The 13,946-nt window shown below is 64.5% G+C and carries 14 protein-coding genes; 10 read left to right on the top strand and 4 right to left on the bottom strand.

The window, feature by feature from the left end:
• The first annotated feature begins 1 nt into the window (after position 1).
• From tssA to G3N98_RS06495, 5 genes are read left to right on the top strand one after another with little or no spacing between them, the layout of a single operon-like run.
• Complete coding sequence (tssA, locus tag G3N98_RS06515; RefSeq protein WP_206147670.1) at positions 2-1,585, top strand: type VI secretion system protein TssA; 1,584 nt, start codon at positions 2-4, stop codon at positions 1,583-1,585.
• 9 nt (positions 1,586-1,594) lie between these two features.
• The gene (gene tssF / locus G3N98_RS06510) at positions 1,595-3,409 is read left to right on the top strand and encodes a type VI secretion system baseplate subunit TssF (protein ID WP_206147669.1); all 1,815 of its coding nucleotides are present in this window, start codon (positions 1,595-1,597) and stop codon (positions 3,407-3,409) included.
• Between the two features lie 17 nt (positions 3,410-3,426).
• On the top strand, positions 3,427-4,530 hold the full coding sequence (gene tssG / locus G3N98_RS06505) for a type VI secretion system baseplate subunit TssG (protein ID WP_241025785.1): 1,104 nt from the start codon (positions 3,427-3,429) through the stop codon (positions 4,528-4,530).
• A 13-nt stretch (positions 4,531-4,543) separates the two neighbouring features.
• A complete protein-coding gene (gene tssJ, locus G3N98_RS06500; RefSeq protein WP_206147667.1) occupies positions 4,544-5,074 on the top strand; it encodes a type VI secretion system lipoprotein TssJ in 531 nt (176 codons plus the stop codon).
• 55 nt (positions 5,075-5,129) lie between these two features.
• Complete coding sequence (locus G3N98_RS06495; protein WP_206147666.1) at positions 5,130-5,444, top strand: hypothetical protein; 315 nt, start codon at positions 5,130-5,132, stop codon at positions 5,442-5,444.
• 331 nt (positions 5,445-5,775) lie between these two features.
• On the opposite strand, the gene catC is transcribed toward G3N98_RS06495, so the two are convergent.
• Genes catC through G3N98_RS06480 form a run of 3 tightly spaced genes read right to left on the bottom strand, consistent with a single transcriptional unit; the run spans position 5,776 to position 8,176 of the window.
• On the bottom strand, positions 5,776-6,066 hold the full coding sequence (gene catC, locus G3N98_RS06490) for a muconolactone Delta-isomerase (protein ID WP_105830058.1): 291 nt from the start codon (positions 6,064-6,066) through the stop codon (positions 5,776-5,778).
• A 41-nt stretch (positions 6,067-6,107) separates the two neighbouring features.
• Positions 6,108-7,010 carry a catechol 1,2-dioxygenase gene (gene catA / locus G3N98_RS06485; RefSeq protein WP_089428087.1) on the bottom strand — a complete coding sequence of 301 codons (903 nt, stop codon included), beginning with the start codon at positions 7,008-7,010 and terminating at the stop codon, positions 6,108-6,110.
• A gap of 32 nt (positions 7,011-7,042) precedes the next feature.
• Positions 7,043-8,176, bottom strand: coding sequence for a muconate/chloromuconate family cycloisomerase (locus G3N98_RS06480; RefSeq protein ID WP_089428086.1), 1,134 nt, complete (start codon positions 8,174-8,176; stop codon positions 7,043-7,045).
• 91 nt (positions 8,177-8,267) lie between these two features.
• On the opposite strand from G3N98_RS06480, the gene G3N98_RS06475 reads away from it, so the two are divergent.
• Positions 8,268-9,158, top strand: a complete 891-nt coding sequence (locus tag G3N98_RS06475; protein WP_206147665.1) for a LysR family transcriptional regulator — start codon at positions 8,268-8,270, stop codon at positions 9,156-9,158.
• A 150-nt stretch (positions 9,159-9,308) separates the two neighbouring features.
• Here G3N98_RS06475 and andR read toward each other — a convergent pair whose 3' ends face one another.
• Positions 9,309-10,268, bottom strand: coding sequence for an anthranilate 1,2-dioxygenase regulatory protein AndR (andR, locus tag G3N98_RS06470; protein WP_089474369.1), 960 nt, complete (start codon positions 10,266-10,268; stop codon positions 9,309-9,311).
• A gap of 213 nt (positions 10,269-10,481) precedes the next feature.
• Between andR and andAc the strand changes: the two genes are divergently transcribed.
• Genes andAc through andAa form a run of 4 tightly spaced genes read left to right on the top strand, consistent with a single transcriptional unit; the run spans position 10,482 to position 13,813 of the window.
• Complete coding sequence (gene andAc / locus G3N98_RS06465) at positions 10,482-11,753, top strand: anthranilate 1,2-dioxygenase large subunit AndAc (protein WP_089443061.1); 1,272 nt, start codon at positions 10,482-10,484, stop codon at positions 11,751-11,753.
• A 17-nt stretch (positions 11,754-11,770) separates the two neighbouring features.
• A complete protein-coding gene (andAd, locus tag G3N98_RS06460; RefSeq protein ID WP_059521536.1) occupies positions 11,771-12,256 on the top strand; it encodes an anthranilate 1,2-dioxygenase small subunit AndAd in 486 nt (161 codons plus the stop codon).
• 20 nt (positions 12,257-12,276) lie between these two features.
• The gene (gene andAb / locus G3N98_RS06455; protein WP_006479527.1) at positions 12,277-12,603 is read left to right on the top strand and encodes an anthranilate 1,2-dioxygenase ferredoxin subunit AndAb; all 327 of its coding nucleotides are present in this window, start codon (positions 12,277-12,279) and stop codon (positions 12,601-12,603) included.
• Complete coding sequence (andAa, locus tag G3N98_RS06450; RefSeq protein ID WP_206147664.1) at positions 12,593-13,813, top strand: anthranilate 1,2-dioxygenase system ferredoxin--NAD(+) reductase; 1,221 nt, start codon at positions 12,593-12,595, stop codon at positions 13,811-13,813. The genes andAb and andAa overlap by 11 nt, the downstream gene beginning before the upstream one ends.
• The last annotated feature ends 133 nt before the right edge of the window (positions 13,814-13,946 follow it).

Below are 13,946 nucleotides of genomic sequence, written 5' to 3'. Positions count from 1 at the left end.
CATGACGCTTGCCAATTTTGTGAAGACACTCGTCGGCGGTCCCCGCATCGATTCGCTTCAGCGGGCACGAACGAATACCTGGGCCGCGTGGGTCGCGCCGATACCCGGCGAACACGCATGCGGACGCGATCCGGGCTATGAAGACGCGTTCTTCGAACTGAAGGACGAAGCCGGCAAACTCTCCGGAATCGATGACGGGCTGATCGTCCGCGCATGCGAACACCTGCTCAAGGAGACCGGCAAGGATTTACGCCTCGCCGGCTACTACGCGTTCGCACGCCTGCGGCAGGACGGCCCGGCCGGGTTCGCCGACGGACTTGAGCTGGCCGCTGCACTCGTCGACCGGTTTGGCGAAGCGGCTTTGCCCGTCCGTCACGAAGCCAAGAAGGCCGCGCTTGAAATGCTGGCGACTGCGCGCGTGATCGAAACGCTGGAGAGTCGTGCCGACTTCGTGCCGGTCGATCTCGAGCGCACGTTGGCCGCGCTCGACGTACTCGTGGCGCATACGGCCGCGTGGCCAGATGCTGCCCGTCCGAACCTGCAGCCACTCGTTTCTCGCTTCGAGAAAAGGGAAGCGCCGGCACGCAGCATCGATTCCGGCATGGCCATGCCGGCAGCGACCGCTCCGGGCAAAACGTCGGCCGGCTCAATTGCGTCCACACGCGATTTGCTCGATCAGGCACGCGCGATGTCGGCGTGGCTCCGGGATCAGGAAAACGGCTACTTGCCGTCGGTACGCCTCGTACGAAGCGTTCGATGGGACACCTTGCACGACGTGCCGCCTGCAGACGCCGCGTCGCACACGCGTCTGGCGCCGCCACGCGCCGAGTTGCGGCAGCAGATGAAGCGCCTCGTGCTGCAGAAGCACTGGCACGAGTTGCTGGAGCGTGTCGAAGGGGCCTTCATGGAAGGCGTGAATCACTTGTGGTTCGATCTGCAGTACTTTCAGCATGTGGCGCTCGATCACGTCGGAGCGCCATACAACGTATGGCGGGCGTTGCTGCGTGCCGACTTTGCGTTGTTTCTCGAACGATTGCCGGGCATCGAACGGTTGGCGTTCAGCGACGGCACGCCGTTTGCCCACGACACCACACTCGAATGGATTGCCCGGCACGCGGTCGTACGTGATCTGGAGGCCGGCGAGACGGTGGCGCCGCTGCCAGTTTCCGCGGATAGCAAGAGCGATGCAGCCGGCGACTGGCCGGAGATCGAAACCCAGGCGCGTGAGCTGGCTGCCCGCGAGGGCATCGAGACGGCTTTTGCCTGGCTCGAAGCATTGCCCGGCATGAAAACCGATCGACATCGCTACTTGCAGCGGCTCGTGATGGCCCGGTTGGCCGATCATGCCGGCCGTCACGATGCGGCGCTCGCCCTGCTTGCCGAACTCGACGGAATGTCCCGCTCGTTGCCGCTGATGCGCTGGGAGCCGGCGCTGACGTTCGAGGTCAAGCATCAACTGGTCAATGCATTGAAAGCGATGAGCAGCCGCAAGGATGCCGACAAGCCGGCGCTCGCCCGCCGTATCGGCGAACTGCATGCGGAACTCGCGGTACTCGATCCCGCGCGCGCACTGACCCTTTCATAACGGATTCCCATGGACAACAACGATCCCATCCTGCGCTACTACGAAGCGGAAATGCGTTATCTGCGCGAGTCCGGCAAGGAATTCGCGAAGGCACACCCTGACCGGGCGCGCCTGCTCAATCTGGACCGAGTCGGCGATCGCGATCCGTACGTAGAACGTCTTTTCGAGGGCTTTGCTTTCCTGACGGGTCGGCTCAGGCAGAAACTAGACGACGAGTTGCCCGAACTGACCGAAGGGCTCGTCAGCCTGTTGTGGCCGCATTATCTGCGGATGATTCCGTCGCTGTCGATCGTCGAGTTGACGCCGTTCGCGGAGAAACTGCAGAAGACGGAAGTCGTGCCAGCCGGCGTGCCGGTGCGGTCCGCACCGATCAATGTGCCGTCGCCGGGCGGCGCGGAAGGCGTGACGCCGCGGACGGTGCAATGTCTGTACCGGACGACGCAGGCCGTTGCGCTGCAGCCGGTGTCGATCACGCATGCCGGACCGGCCGTGCGCCACGACGGTCGCTCGGTGATTCGTCTCGGTTTCTTGCTGCACGGTTCCGCACTGCGCAGCGAAACGGACCTGTCGCGGCTTCGGTTGCATTTGAATGCGGACCTGCCGACCGCGTTCGCGATGCATCTTGCGTTGACGCGTCAGGTCGATGCGATTGACTGGCGTGTCCCGGAAGTCCGTGACGGCGAACCGGTGGCGCTCACCGGCGTGACGATCGAGCCGGCGGGTTTTTCGACGGAAGAACGGCTGTGGCCCAAGGCCGATGCGGCGTTCTCCGGATATCAGCTGCTGCTCGAATACTTCACGTTCCGTGAGAAATTCCTGTTCGTCGATCTATGCGGACTGGATATCTCGACACTGCCCGAGAAATCGACTCGCTTCGAGTTGGAAATCCTCCTGAAGGACGCATATCCGTCGGACCAGCGTTTCAACGCGGAGAACGTGCGGTTGTTCTGTTCGCCGGTCATCAACCTGTTCGAACTGGACGCCGAGCCGATCGAAATCGACCATCACGAAACCGAATATCGCGTGGTACCGGCCGGCCATCAGGGCGAGCATGTCGAGACGTATTCGGTCGACGCGATCGCGACGTTCGATCACGACTCGGCCGAGCGATACGAATATGTGCCGTTCGCGACGTTCCGGCACCGCGGCGGTATGTTGCGACATGAGGCGCCGGAACGCTATTTCCACACGCGCGTGCGCTCGGGTGTGTCGGGGCTGCACGAAATGTGGGTGATTCTCGGCGGCCACGCGTGGGAAACGATGGACACGCTGCCCGAGGAAAGCCTGTCGCTGCGTGTGACAGGCACGAACGGGCTGCTGCCGCGCAAGGGGTTGCGCGAAGCGAGTCTCGACGAATTGGCGGCCAGCACGCCGAACGTCGCGGGTGTGCGCAATCTCGTATCGCCGACGTTACCGCTGTATCCGCCGACCGAAGATCGCTTCCAGTGGCGCGTGCTGTCGCAGCTTGCGCCGAACTTCCTGTCGATGATGAACGCGGAGGTGTTGCGCGGCGCTTTGGCGCTGTACGACTGGACGAACGAAGAGCTGAACCGGCGGCGGCTCGCCGGCATCCTGCACGTGTCGCAGGAAATGATCGAGGAGGTGTCTGGGGGAGCGGTCGAGAGAGGTGTCTTGATCGAAGTCACGCTCGATGCACATACGTTTTCCGGTGAAGGCGACGTGATGCTGTTCGGTGAGTTGCTGCACCGGTTCTTTGGTGCGTATGCCGAGATCAATCTGTTCACGAAGCTGGCGATCGTCAGCCTGCCGTCCCGCTCGCGGACGGAATGGCCGCGCAGCAAGGCTCAGAGGGCAGCGCTATGAGTCGTTCGATCGATCGGATGAGTGCTGAAGCCGTTGAACCGAAAAGCCTGCCGGCGGTGGCCGTGAAGCTGTTCGAGCGGGCGCCGAGGATGACATTCATGCAGTTCTGTCGTCTGCTGGAGGCATGTGCGCCCGGACGCCCCGGCCTCGGCACATGTGATACGCCGGAGCATGAGCCGGTGCGATTCCGGCCGCGCCCCCGATTGGGTTTTCCGGCGGGTGAGGTGGCCGCTGTCGAATTCGACGACGAGCACCTCGATGCGCCGCCGACCGTACGCACGACTTTCATGGGTCTCTATGGCGTCGATGCGGCCATGCCGTCACACATGATCGACGAGATCGTGTTGCGGGAGGAAGGGCACGAAGCGGTCGAGGCGTTTCTCGATCCGTTCAACCACCGGATGGTGACGCTGCTTTATCGCGCGTGGAAGAAATATCGTTATCCGGAGCGCTTCCGGGCCGGCGGTGTCGACGATTATTCGCAAAACCTGTTGTGTCTGGCGGGATTCGGGTGGGGCGACAAGCCTTCGCGGGCAGGCCTGCCGAACTCGCGGATGCTTGCGTTGCTGGGGCTGTTGATTCAGCGGACGCGTACATCGGAAGGGCTGGCCCGCGTGGTGGCGCTCGCCGCGCCGGGCGCTGATGTTCGCGTCGACGAATTCTGGGCAGTGACGACGAGTACCGGGCGACCGAAACCGCTGACGTCGGTGAAGCCGGATAAGGATGGGTTGTCGGACGGGAAACGCAGCGGGCTCGGTGGTGGTTACGTGCTCGGCAGGCGTCTCGCGTATCGCAGCCGGGCGGTGCGTTTGACGTTGCGGCCTGCCGATGCGCAGCAGGCCCAGGATCTGTTACCGGGCGCATGGTTGCATCGGGAGGTGATCGCATTCATCCAGCTGTATGTCGGCATCAAGGCCGATGTGCATTTGCGGATGAAAGTGTCGTCACGATTCGTGCCGAAGCCGGCTGTCGGGAGCGAGCGTGCCAGCCCGGCACCGCGTCTCGGCTGGACGACGGTGTTGCCGTCAGTCGATGAACGACTGATCGACATCGCCTTGGGTGTCTATGAGGCGTTGCCCGCGCCGCGACCCAATCCGCACCTCGTGCCGCGCACGATCTGATTCCGGAGTGTTTATGTTCTATCGAATGAGTGCGGCCACTGCCGCTGCCGTGTTGCTGCTGTCAGGTTGCGGTGCGTGGCAATCCGTGTCGGATGCATCGTCGAATGCGTATCGTGCCGTGTTTTTCAAGCAGGTGAAGGTGCTTGATGTCGATCTGACTGCGCGTGCCGCATTGAATCCGGACGACGTAGGACGGCCCACGTCGGTTGCCGTGCGCGTCTATCAACTGAAGGATCGCAGGGCGTTCGATGCGGCTTCGTACGACGATCTGCTGAAGAACGACAAGATAGTGCTTGCACAGGATATTCGTGCCGCGATGGCGGTCGTGCTGAATCCCGCAGCGTCAGCAAGTCTATCGCAGCCAATGCAGGCCGATACGAAATACGTCGCGGTAATTGCGTTCTTTCGTAATCCAGGCAATGGTGACGGATGGAAATACGTAATGGAAAAGACGAAATTAAGCCCGGATAGACCGTTGAGCATCGACTTGACCGATCAACTTCTGCTTGGCAGTGAGAATGTGTCAAAAAAGAGGGAAAGGTGACGAGAGACGCTGGCTCGTCGACGTGATTGAACTGCTGTAAATGAGGTTGAGTTGAATGAACGGAAAAGAAAGAACTCCGAAATACTGGGTATACGCCTTTGGTATTGAAGTGTTCGTAGTCGTTGCTGCGATTTTATGGAACCACACTGCAGTGCACCAAGGTGGATGGAATGATTTGGCAGTCGGAATAGGAGACATTTTCATAATTTTTGGTGCTTTCTCTTATTCTTTTGTGTGGGCCATTGCTGCGCTAGTTCGACTTGTAAGACGTCGAAGGTCATTCAGTCTTGAGGTTGCTGTCCAAGGATTGGCGCTTCATTGTTTGGCAATGGTCGCGCTTGCGATCTCGGCGATGTATCTGTTAGCTTGACAACACAGGTGGTGTGGCGTCGATGCCGCAGTTGAAGGATGTTTTCACGTGCGTCATGAACGGTAGCGGCAGAAAGAACATCGACGATCTTGGCGAGACGCCGATGTAGGCGACCGTCGCACGACGCATCGCGAAGTTGTGCATCTACCAAGTTATCGACAGGGTGAGTACGCAGAAGTCGCGAAATGGTGTTGGGCAACGGGCGAGCGCTGCGATACGCTCCGCACCTGTGAATCACAGCATGAAGCGGGCGACCCCGGATGAAACTGCGGGTTGCCCGTTTAGCGTTTAGCTGAGGCCGCGATGCGGCTACCTGCGCTGGCAGCTCCGCTTACCGATCATCTTCCCGCACCGAAGAAGGATGCCGGCACAGCGCCCGCACTTCCATCTCCATATACGGAAATAGCGGCAGCTGGCTCAGCACGTCATGCAGCTGCTGCACGCTTTCCACATCGAAAATACTGACGTTCGCATACTGCCCGGCGATCCGCCACAGATGCCGCCAGGTCCCTTCGTTCATCAACCGCTGGCACATCGCCTTTTCTTCGGCCTTCAGCGTGGCCGCCTTGACCGGATCCATGTCCGTCGGCAGACGGACGGTCATTTCCACATGAAACAGCATCCTGCACTCCTTGCGTTGTCGGTTCGTCGAATCGGAAGGCCTCACGCCTGCGCGCGGGCCCGCTCGACTTCGCTGCCCGGCACGTCCTGCTTGTCCTTGAGCAGCGAGAAATCGAAATCGATCAGCGCGAACTGCCCGTCGACGCCATACGGCTTGCCTTCCGCGCCTTCGGCCTGCTTCACCGGCGGGATCAACCCGTCGCGCGTCGCGAAGGCGAAGTCGTCCCACAGATGCGGATCGCCATCGATGTTGATCTGCGTCGTCAGCTTACGATAACCGTCCGCCGAAACGAAGAAGTGAATGTGCGCCGGACGATGGCCGTGGCGGCCGAGCTGGTCGAGCAATTGCTCGGTCTTGCTGCCCGGCGGCACGCTGTAGCCCACCGGCAGCACGCTGCGGAAGCTGTAGCGGCCTTCGGCGTCGGTGCGGATCGAGCGGCGCAGGTTGAACGCGGGCTGCGACTGATCGAAGTACGAGTAATTGCCGAGATGGTTCGCGTGCCATACCTCGACCAGTGCGTTCGCGATCGGCGCGCCGTCCTGGCCGAGCACCTGGCCGCGCATGATCAGCGTCTGGCCCGGATCGGTGCCGTCGTCGAGACGCGCATGGCCGACCGATTCCGGCGCACCGGCGACATACAGCGGTCCTTCGATCGTGCGCGGCGTGCCGCCCTGGATGCCGGCCTTTTCCTCGGCTTCGTCCATGCGCACGTCGAGGAAGCGCTCGAGGCCGAGGCCCGCGGCGATCAGCCCGAATTCGCGGCCGGCTTCGTTCAGGTAGTTCAGCGCCGTCCAGAATTCGCTCGGCTGCACGTCGAAGTCCTCGATCGTGTAGCAGATGTCCTTCACGATCCGGTTGACGATCGCGCGCACGCGCGGGTTGCCCGGCTTCTCGGCGGCGTCGTCGAAGGTCTTCAGCAGTGCGTCGATGGCTTGCTTGTTCATCTGTGTCTCCGGTTTCGGTTGTCGTGTGGGGATCAGCGGGCGTCGCGTCGCATCCGTTCGATGCGGGCCCAGTCGAAGGTGATGCCGAGGCCGGGCGCTGCCGGCAGGTGCAGCTTGAAATCCGCGTAGCGCAGCGGCTCGACGAGGATTTCCTCGGTGAGCAGCAGCGGGCCGAACAGCTCGGTGCCCCATTTCAGCGAGTCGAACGTGCTGAACAGCTGCGCGGACGCCATCGTGCCGGCCGCGCCCTCGAGCATCGTGCCGCCGTACAGTTCGATGCCCGCCGCCGCCGCGATCGACGCGACGCTCGCCGCACCCTGCAGGCCGCCCGATTGCGCGATCTTCACCGCGAACACGTCGGCCGCGCGATCCTGCGCGAGCGCGAATGCATCGACGGGGCCGTGCAGCGCCTCGTCGGCCATGATCGGCACTTGCGCCAGTTGCGTGAGGCGTTTCAGCCCCGCGCGGTTGGTCGCGGCGATCGGCTGCTCGACCAGGCTCACGCCGGCTTCCGCCAAGCGCGCGCCGGCCCAGATTGCGTCGGTTTCACTCCATGCCTGGTTCACGTCGACACGCACGTCGCCGCGCTCGCCGAGCGCGCGCTTGATCGCGATCACGTGCGCGACGTCGTCGGCCACCGCGTTCGAGCCGATCTTCAGCTTGAACGCGCGGTGGCGGCGCGCGTCGAGCATCGCTTCGGCTTCCGCGATATCACGCTGCGTGTCGCCGCTCGCGAGCGTCCATGCAACATCGACAGCATCGGTCCGGCGGCCGCCGAACAGCTCGGACAGCGGCACGCCGAGGCGGCGCGCCTGCGCGTCGAACAGCGCGGTCTCGATCGCGCACTTCGCGAAGCGGTTGCCCTGGAACAGCTTGCGGGCGCGCGCCAGCGCAGCGCCCGGGCGAGTCGCGTCCATGCCTTGCAGCAGCGGTGCGAAGTAGGTGTCGATGTTGACCTTGATGCTTTCGGGGCTCTCCTCGCCGTATGCGAGACCGCCGATGGTCGTCGCCTCGCCGACGCCTTCGATACCGTCCGTGCATCGAACACGCACCAGCACGAGGGTCTGGCAATTCATCGTGGCGACCGACAGTTTGTGGGGCCGGATCGTTGGCACGTCGACGAGCAGGGTCTCGATGCGTTCGATGGTGGCGGCAGTTGCTATCATGCGATTCCTCCTGTTGGTGCACATGGTAGGAATTCCCGCCCCGCGTCGTCCAACACTCTTTCCGACTACTTCCATACCTTTGAGGCATGAAATGGAATTGCGTCAGCTCCGCTACTTCATCGCCGTCGCCGAGGAAATGAACATCACGCGGGCGGCAGAGCGGCTGCACATGACGCAGCCGCCGCTCAGCCGCCAGCTCCAGGCGATCGAGGACGAGATCGGGCTGCCGCTGTTCGAGCGCGGCGCGCGGCCGCTGAAACTGACGGATGCGGGGCGCGTGTTCTATGCGCAGGCGAAGCGCCTCGTCGACCAGGCCGACGAGCTCGGCCCGCTGACGCGGCGGCTCGCGCAGTTGTCGGAGCGGATCGTGATCGGGTTCGTGCCGTCGACGCTGTATGGCGCGCTGCCGGACGTGATCCGCGCGTTTCGCGAGGCGCAGCCGGACGTCGAGTTGTCGCTGATCGAAATGTTCACGCTCGAACAGCTCGGCGCGTTGAAAGGCGGGCGGATCGACGTAGGCTTCGGCCGGCTGCGCTTCGACGACGACCAGCTGGTGCGCGAGGCGCTGATCGAGGAAAAGCTGATCGCGGCGCTGCCGGTCGGGCATCGGCTCGCCGATCCGGCCCGGCCGCTGACGCTCGCGGACATCGCGAACGAGACGCTGATCGTCTATCCGAGCACGCCGCGGCCGAGCTTCGCCGATCAGCAGCTCTCGGCGCTGCGCGACGGCGCGCTGGTGCCGGCGGCCGTTCACGAGGTGCGCGAGCTGCAAACGGCGCTCGGGCTCGTGGCCGCGCAGGTCGGCGTGTCGCTGGTGCCGGAGAGCGTGGAGGGCGTGCGCGTGAAGGGCGTGGTCTACCGGCGGTTGCCGGAGCCGGCCGCGACGTCGCCGATCATCATGAGCCGCCGGCTGCACGGCGAAAGCGCGGTGACGGCCGCCTTCTGTGCGATTGCGCGGGAGATGATCGTCCCGGCGGGTTGACGATTGTCATTAACTTCTTCGAATTGCAACTAACGGTCTGTTTCGGCAAACACTGGCAGATGGGGGGAGGGCGCCGCGATGTCATGCGCTGTGGCGCGAGTGTTTCGGCGGTTACGCAAGCCCCCGGCCGCGCGAGCATGTGCGACGACGTTACCGCTTCCCGTCGAGCGTTTCCGACGGCGATTCCCCGAACTTTTCCCGATACGCGATCGCGAACCGCCCCAGGTGCGTAAACCCGCAATCGAGCGCGACATCGGCGATCCGCCGGTCGGATATCGCGCCGCGCAGCAGCTCGCGCGCGTGGTCGAGCCGCGTCGCGCGCAGGTATTGCATCGGGCTCATCCCGCGGAACTGCAGGAACGCGTCGCGCAGCGTCCGTTCCGGCACGTTGGCGGCCTGGACGATATCGGCGAGCTGCAGCGGCTGCGCGTAGTGCGCATTCACGAATTCCTGCGCGCGCCGCACGAAACCCGGCGCCGGGTCGCGGTGCGACGCCTGCAGCACGGACGGCGGGTGGCCTTCGATCAGCAGGTCGATCAGCAGGTGCTCGAGCTGGGAGGCGACGCGCGGGTTCGCGTTCGCGCGTTCGAGCAGTTCGGGCGAGCGCGCGACGAGCATCAGTTGCTGGCGCCACGCGGCGAGCGCGGCGTCGCTGACGTGCAGCACGGGATCGAGCGTCGCGCGCGGGTCGCCGGTCAGCGAGCCGACGGTCGCCGCGTCGATGCGCAGCACGAACTGCTCGCAATCGGCCGACAGCACCGCGTCGAAGCGTTCGCCGGGCGCACACAGCACGCCGGTCTGGCCGTCGACGCCGAGCTGCCGCCCCATCGCGCGCACCTCGGCCTGGCCGGACAGGCAGAACATCAGCAGATAGTAGCCGTCGACCGCGTCGACCTGCACGCGCATCGCGTCGCCGAACGCGATCGTGCCGATCCCGAGCCCGCCGAGCCGGACGAAATCCATGTGCGACGCGCCCCGCGTGCGGCCGTTCGGCAGCAGCGCATGCGGCTGCATCACGCGCGAGATCCGCTCGCGCGTCTCGTCGAGATCGCGGGATTCGAACAGCCGGTGCGCGCGCAGCGCGAGCGGCTCGAACGACGTTGGGGACATGGGCATCAGCCTTGGTGTGGACGGCGTGCGCTTCGATCCGATCAATGGGTCGCGATCGTGCGCCGGGTCGTGTGTGCCGTCATGCTAGCGCAGAAATCCGCCGAAAGTGGATATTGCGCCGCCGCAATCGCACTTTCCGGATAGACGGCGAATATTAGCTTTTCAAAAATCGGCTCCATGCATTCAACGCAACGGATCGACAAGGAGTCCGACATGGAGCAGACAGAATCGCCCGTCGTTTTCGCCGCGCGCGACGACGCGTCCGACGTGAGCTTTCCGCACGACGACGGCTCGCGCGTGCCGTACAAGGTGTTCAGCTCGCGCGCGGTCTACGATCGCGAGCAGGAACGCATCTTCCGCGGCCCGACGTGGAACTTCGTCGCGCTGGAAGCGGAAATCCCGAACGCCGGCGACTTCAAGAGCACGTTCGTCGGCGACACGCCGGTGGTCGTCACGCGCACCGAGGACGGCACGCTTTCCGCGTGGGTGAACCGCTGCGCGCACCGCGGCGCACAGGTGTGCCGCAAGTCGCGCGGCAATGCGAGCTCGCACACCTGCGTCTATCACCAGTGGAGCTTCGACAATTCCGGCAACCTGCTCGGCGTGCCGTTTCGGCGCGGCCAGAAGGGGATGTCCGGGATGCCGGCCGACTTCGACCCGAAGCAGCACGGGCTGCGCAAGCTGCGCGTCGACAGCTATCGCGGGCTCGTGTTCGCCACCTTCAGCGACGACGTGATGCCGCTGCCCGACTATCTCGGCGAGCAGATGCGCCCGTGGATCGACCGGATCTTCCACAAGCCGATCGAGTATCTCGGCTGTACCCGCCAGTATTCGAAGTCGAACTGGAAGCTGTACATGGAGAACGTGAAGGACCCGTATCACGCGAGCATGCTGCACCTGTTCCATACGACCTTCAACATCTTCCGCGTCGGGATGAAGGCGCGCTCGATTCCGGATGCGAACCACGGGCTGCACAGCATCATCACGGTGACGAAGACGGGCGACGACACGTCGGCCGCCTACAAGCAGCAGAACATTCGTTCGTTCGACGAAGGCTTTCATCTGGAAGACGAATCGATTCTCGACCTCGTGTCGGAATACGACGAGGACTGCACGAACCATATCCAGCCGATCTTCCCGCAGCTCGTGATCCAGCAGATCCACAACACGCTGGTCGCGCGGCAGATCCTGCCGAAAGGCCCGGACAACTTCGAACTGATCTTCCACTTCTTCGGCTACGCGGACGATACGCCGGAGCTGCGCGCGCTGCGCATCAAGCAGGCGAACCTCGTCGGGCCGGCCGGCTACATCTCGATGGAGGACACGGAGGCGACCGAGCTCGTGCAGCGCGGCACGGTGCGCGACGGCGACGCGACGTCGGTGATCGAGATGTCGCGCGGCAATCCGGACCAGCAGGACACGGTGATCACCGAAAGCCTGATCCGCAAGTTCTGGGTCGGCTACCAGAAGCTGATGGGCTATTGAAGCGGGAGCGCGGAACGATGGAAAACCTGACGGAAGACATGAAGACGTGGTTCGAGATTTACATGCTCCAGAACCGCTATATCGGGCACCTCGACAACAACCGGCTCGAAGCGTGGCCGACGATGTTCACCGAGGACTGCACGTACGAAATCGTGCCAAAGGAGAACGCCGACCTCGGGCTGCCGGTCGGGATCGTCCACTGCACGAACCAGCGGATGCTGCGCGACCGCGTGGTGTCGCTGCGGCACGCGAACATCTACGAAGAGCATACGTACCGGCACATGACATCGGGCCTGACGATCGTCGCGGAACGCGACGGCGAGATCGACACCGAGAGCAACTACGTCGTCGTGCAGACGCGCAGCAACGGCGAGTCGAACGTGTACCAGGCCGGCAAGTACTACGACACGGTCGTGCGCACGCCGGACGGGCTGCGCTACAAGACCAAGCGGGTGATCTACGACACGTCGCGCGTGCAGACGCTGCTCGCCACCCCGATCTGATACGGAAGCAAGGAACCGACATGACCGAAGCAACGCTCGCCGAGTGGCATCCGCTCGGCGCCTTCGACGAATTCTCCGAAGACGAACCGGCCGCGCGCGTCGCCGGCCAGAAACCGATCGCCGTGTTCCGGATCGGCGACGAACTGTTCGCGATGCACGACCTCTGCACGCACGGCCATGCGCGGCTGTCCGAAGGCTACGTGGAGGACGGCTGCGTCGAATGCCCGCTGCACCAGGGGCTGATCGACATCCGCACCGGCGCGCCGAAATGCGCGCCGATCACGGAGCCGGTGCGGACCTATCCGATCCGGATCGTCGACGGGCAGGTGGAAGTCAATGTCGGCTGATCCGTTCGTGATCGTCGGCGCCGGGCATGCTGCGCGGCGCACGGCCGAAGCGCTGCGCGAGCGCGACCCGGCGGCGCGCATCGTGATGATCGGCGCGGAGCGCGCGCTGCCGTACGACCGGCCTGCGCTGTCGAAGGATGCGCTGTTGACGGACGGCGGCGAGCAGCGTGCGTTCGTGCGCGATGCGGCCTGGTACGACGCGCAGCGCATCGAGTTGCGGCTGGGGACGCGTGTCGATGCGATCGAGCGCGATGCGCAGCGCGTGCGGCTCGACGACGGCACGACGCTGGCTTATGCGCGGCTCGTGCTCGCGACGGGTTCGCGGGTGCGCATGTTCGGTGGTGAGATCGATGCAGGCGTCACGCCGCATTACGTCCGCACGGTCGACGATGCACGTGCGTTGCGCGCGCAGCTTGCGCCGGGCCGCCGCGTGGCGGTGCTCGGCGGCGGGTTCATCGGGCTGGAGGTCGCGGCGGCGGCGCGCCAGCTCGGGTGTGACGTGACGGTGATCGATCCGGCGCCGCGCCTGCTGCAGCGTGCGTTGCCGGAAGTGGTCGGTGCGTATGCGCATCGGTTGCACGATGCGCGCGGCGTGGTCTTCCAGATGGCGACGCTGCCGCGCGCGATCCGTCGCGCACCGGGCGGCGGCGCGATCGTCGAGACCGATCACGGCGACGTGCCGGCCGACCTCGTCGTGGTCGGCATCGGTGTGGTGCCGAATGTCGAGGTCGCGCAGGCGGCCGGGCTCGAGGTCGACAACGGGATTCGCGTCGACGCGGGCTGCCGCACGGTCGATCCCGCGGTCTTCGCGGCGGGCGAGGTGACGATGCACTTCAATCCGCTGCTCGGGCGTCACGTGCGGATCGAATCGTGGCAGGTGGCCGAAAACCAGCCGGCGGTTGCGGCCGCGAACCTGCTCGGCGCCGACGAGACCTATGCCGAGCTGCCGTGGCTGTGGTCCGATCAGTACGACTGCAACCTGCAGATGCTCGGGCTGTTCGGCAGCGAGCGCACGATCGTCGTGCGCGGCGATCCGGCGAACGGGCCGTTCACGGTGTTCGGCCTGGGGAATGACGGCAGGATCGTCGCGGTGGCGGCGGCGAACCTGGGGCGTGACATCGGCGCATCGCGCCGGTTGATCGCGGCGGGGGCGGTGCCGGAGCCGGTGAAGCTTGCGGATCCGGCGGTGAACCTGAAGACGTTCATGTAGCGGGCGCTGGGTCGTCCGGGCCGGCATGCGGCAGCGATGCCGGCCGGCGCCGTGCGCGCTCCGCCGGTCGGCTCTGGCGGGGCGCTGCCCGCGCAAAGGGTGCCGCAATGTTTGTCGGCAGCCCCGCAACCGG

Source organism: Burkholderia sp. Tr-20390 (assembly GCF_017104595.1).
In the GTDB taxonomy this organism is placed as follows: Bacteria; Pseudomonadota; Gammaproteobacteria; order Burkholderiales; family Burkholderiaceae; genus Burkholderia.
This window is presented reverse-complemented; position numbering and strand designations above follow the sequence as displayed.

What these genes read in the sequence shown, in the direction of transcription:
- catC (WP_105830058.1), bottom strand. Translation starts at nt 6,066, where the DNA reads ATGCTGTTTCATGTGGAAATGACCGTCCGTCTGCCGACGGACATGGAT.
- G3N98_RS06480 (WP_089428086.1), bottom strand. Translation starts at nt 8,176, where the DNA reads ATGATAGCAACTGCCGCCACCATCGAACGCATCGAGACCCTGCTCGTC.
- tssJ (WP_206147667.1), top strand. Translation starts at nt 4,544, where the DNA reads ATGTTCTATCGAATGAGTGCGGCCACTGCCGCTGCCGTGTTGCTGCTG.
- andAb (WP_006479527.1), top strand. Translation starts at nt 12,277, where the DNA reads ATGACCGAAGCAACGCTCGCCGAGTGGCATCCGCTCGGCGCCTTCGAC.
- andAd (WP_059521536.1), top strand. Translation starts at nt 11,771, where the DNA reads ATGGAAAACCTGACGGAAGACATGAAGACGTGGTTCGAGATTTACATG.
- andAa (WP_206147664.1), top strand. Translation starts at nt 12,593, where the DNA reads ATGTCGGCTGATCCGTTCGTGATCGTCGGCGCCGGGCATGCTGCGCGG.
- G3N98_RS06495 (WP_206147666.1), top strand. Translation starts at nt 5,130, where the DNA reads ATGAACGGAAAAGAAAGAACTCCGAAATACTGGGTATACGCCTTTGGT.
- andR (WP_089474369.1), bottom strand. Translation starts at nt 10,268, where the DNA reads ATGTCCCCAACGTCGTTCGAGCCGCTCGCGCTGCGCGCGCACCGGCTG.
- tssA (WP_206147670.1), top strand. Translation starts at nt 2, where the DNA reads ATGACGCTTGCCAATTTTGTGAAGACACTCGTCGGCGGTCCCCGCATC.
- tssG (WP_241025785.1), top strand. Translation starts at nt 3,427, where the DNA reads ATGAGTGCTGAAGCCGTTGAACCGAAAAGCCTGCCGGCGGTGGCCGTG.
- andAc (WP_089443061.1), top strand. Translation starts at nt 10,482, where the DNA reads ATGGAGCAGACAGAATCGCCCGTCGTTTTCGCCGCGCGCGACGACGCG.
- tssF (WP_206147669.1), top strand. Translation starts at nt 1,595, where the DNA reads ATGGACAACAACGATCCCATCCTGCGCTACTACGAAGCGGAAATGCGT.
- G3N98_RS06475 (WP_206147665.1), top strand. Translation starts at nt 8,268, where the DNA reads ATGGAATTGCGTCAGCTCCGCTACTTCATCGCCGTCGCCGAGGAAATG.
- catA (WP_089428087.1), bottom strand. Translation starts at nt 7,010, where the DNA reads ATGAACAAGCAAGCCATCGACGCACTGCTGAAGACCTTCGACGACGCC.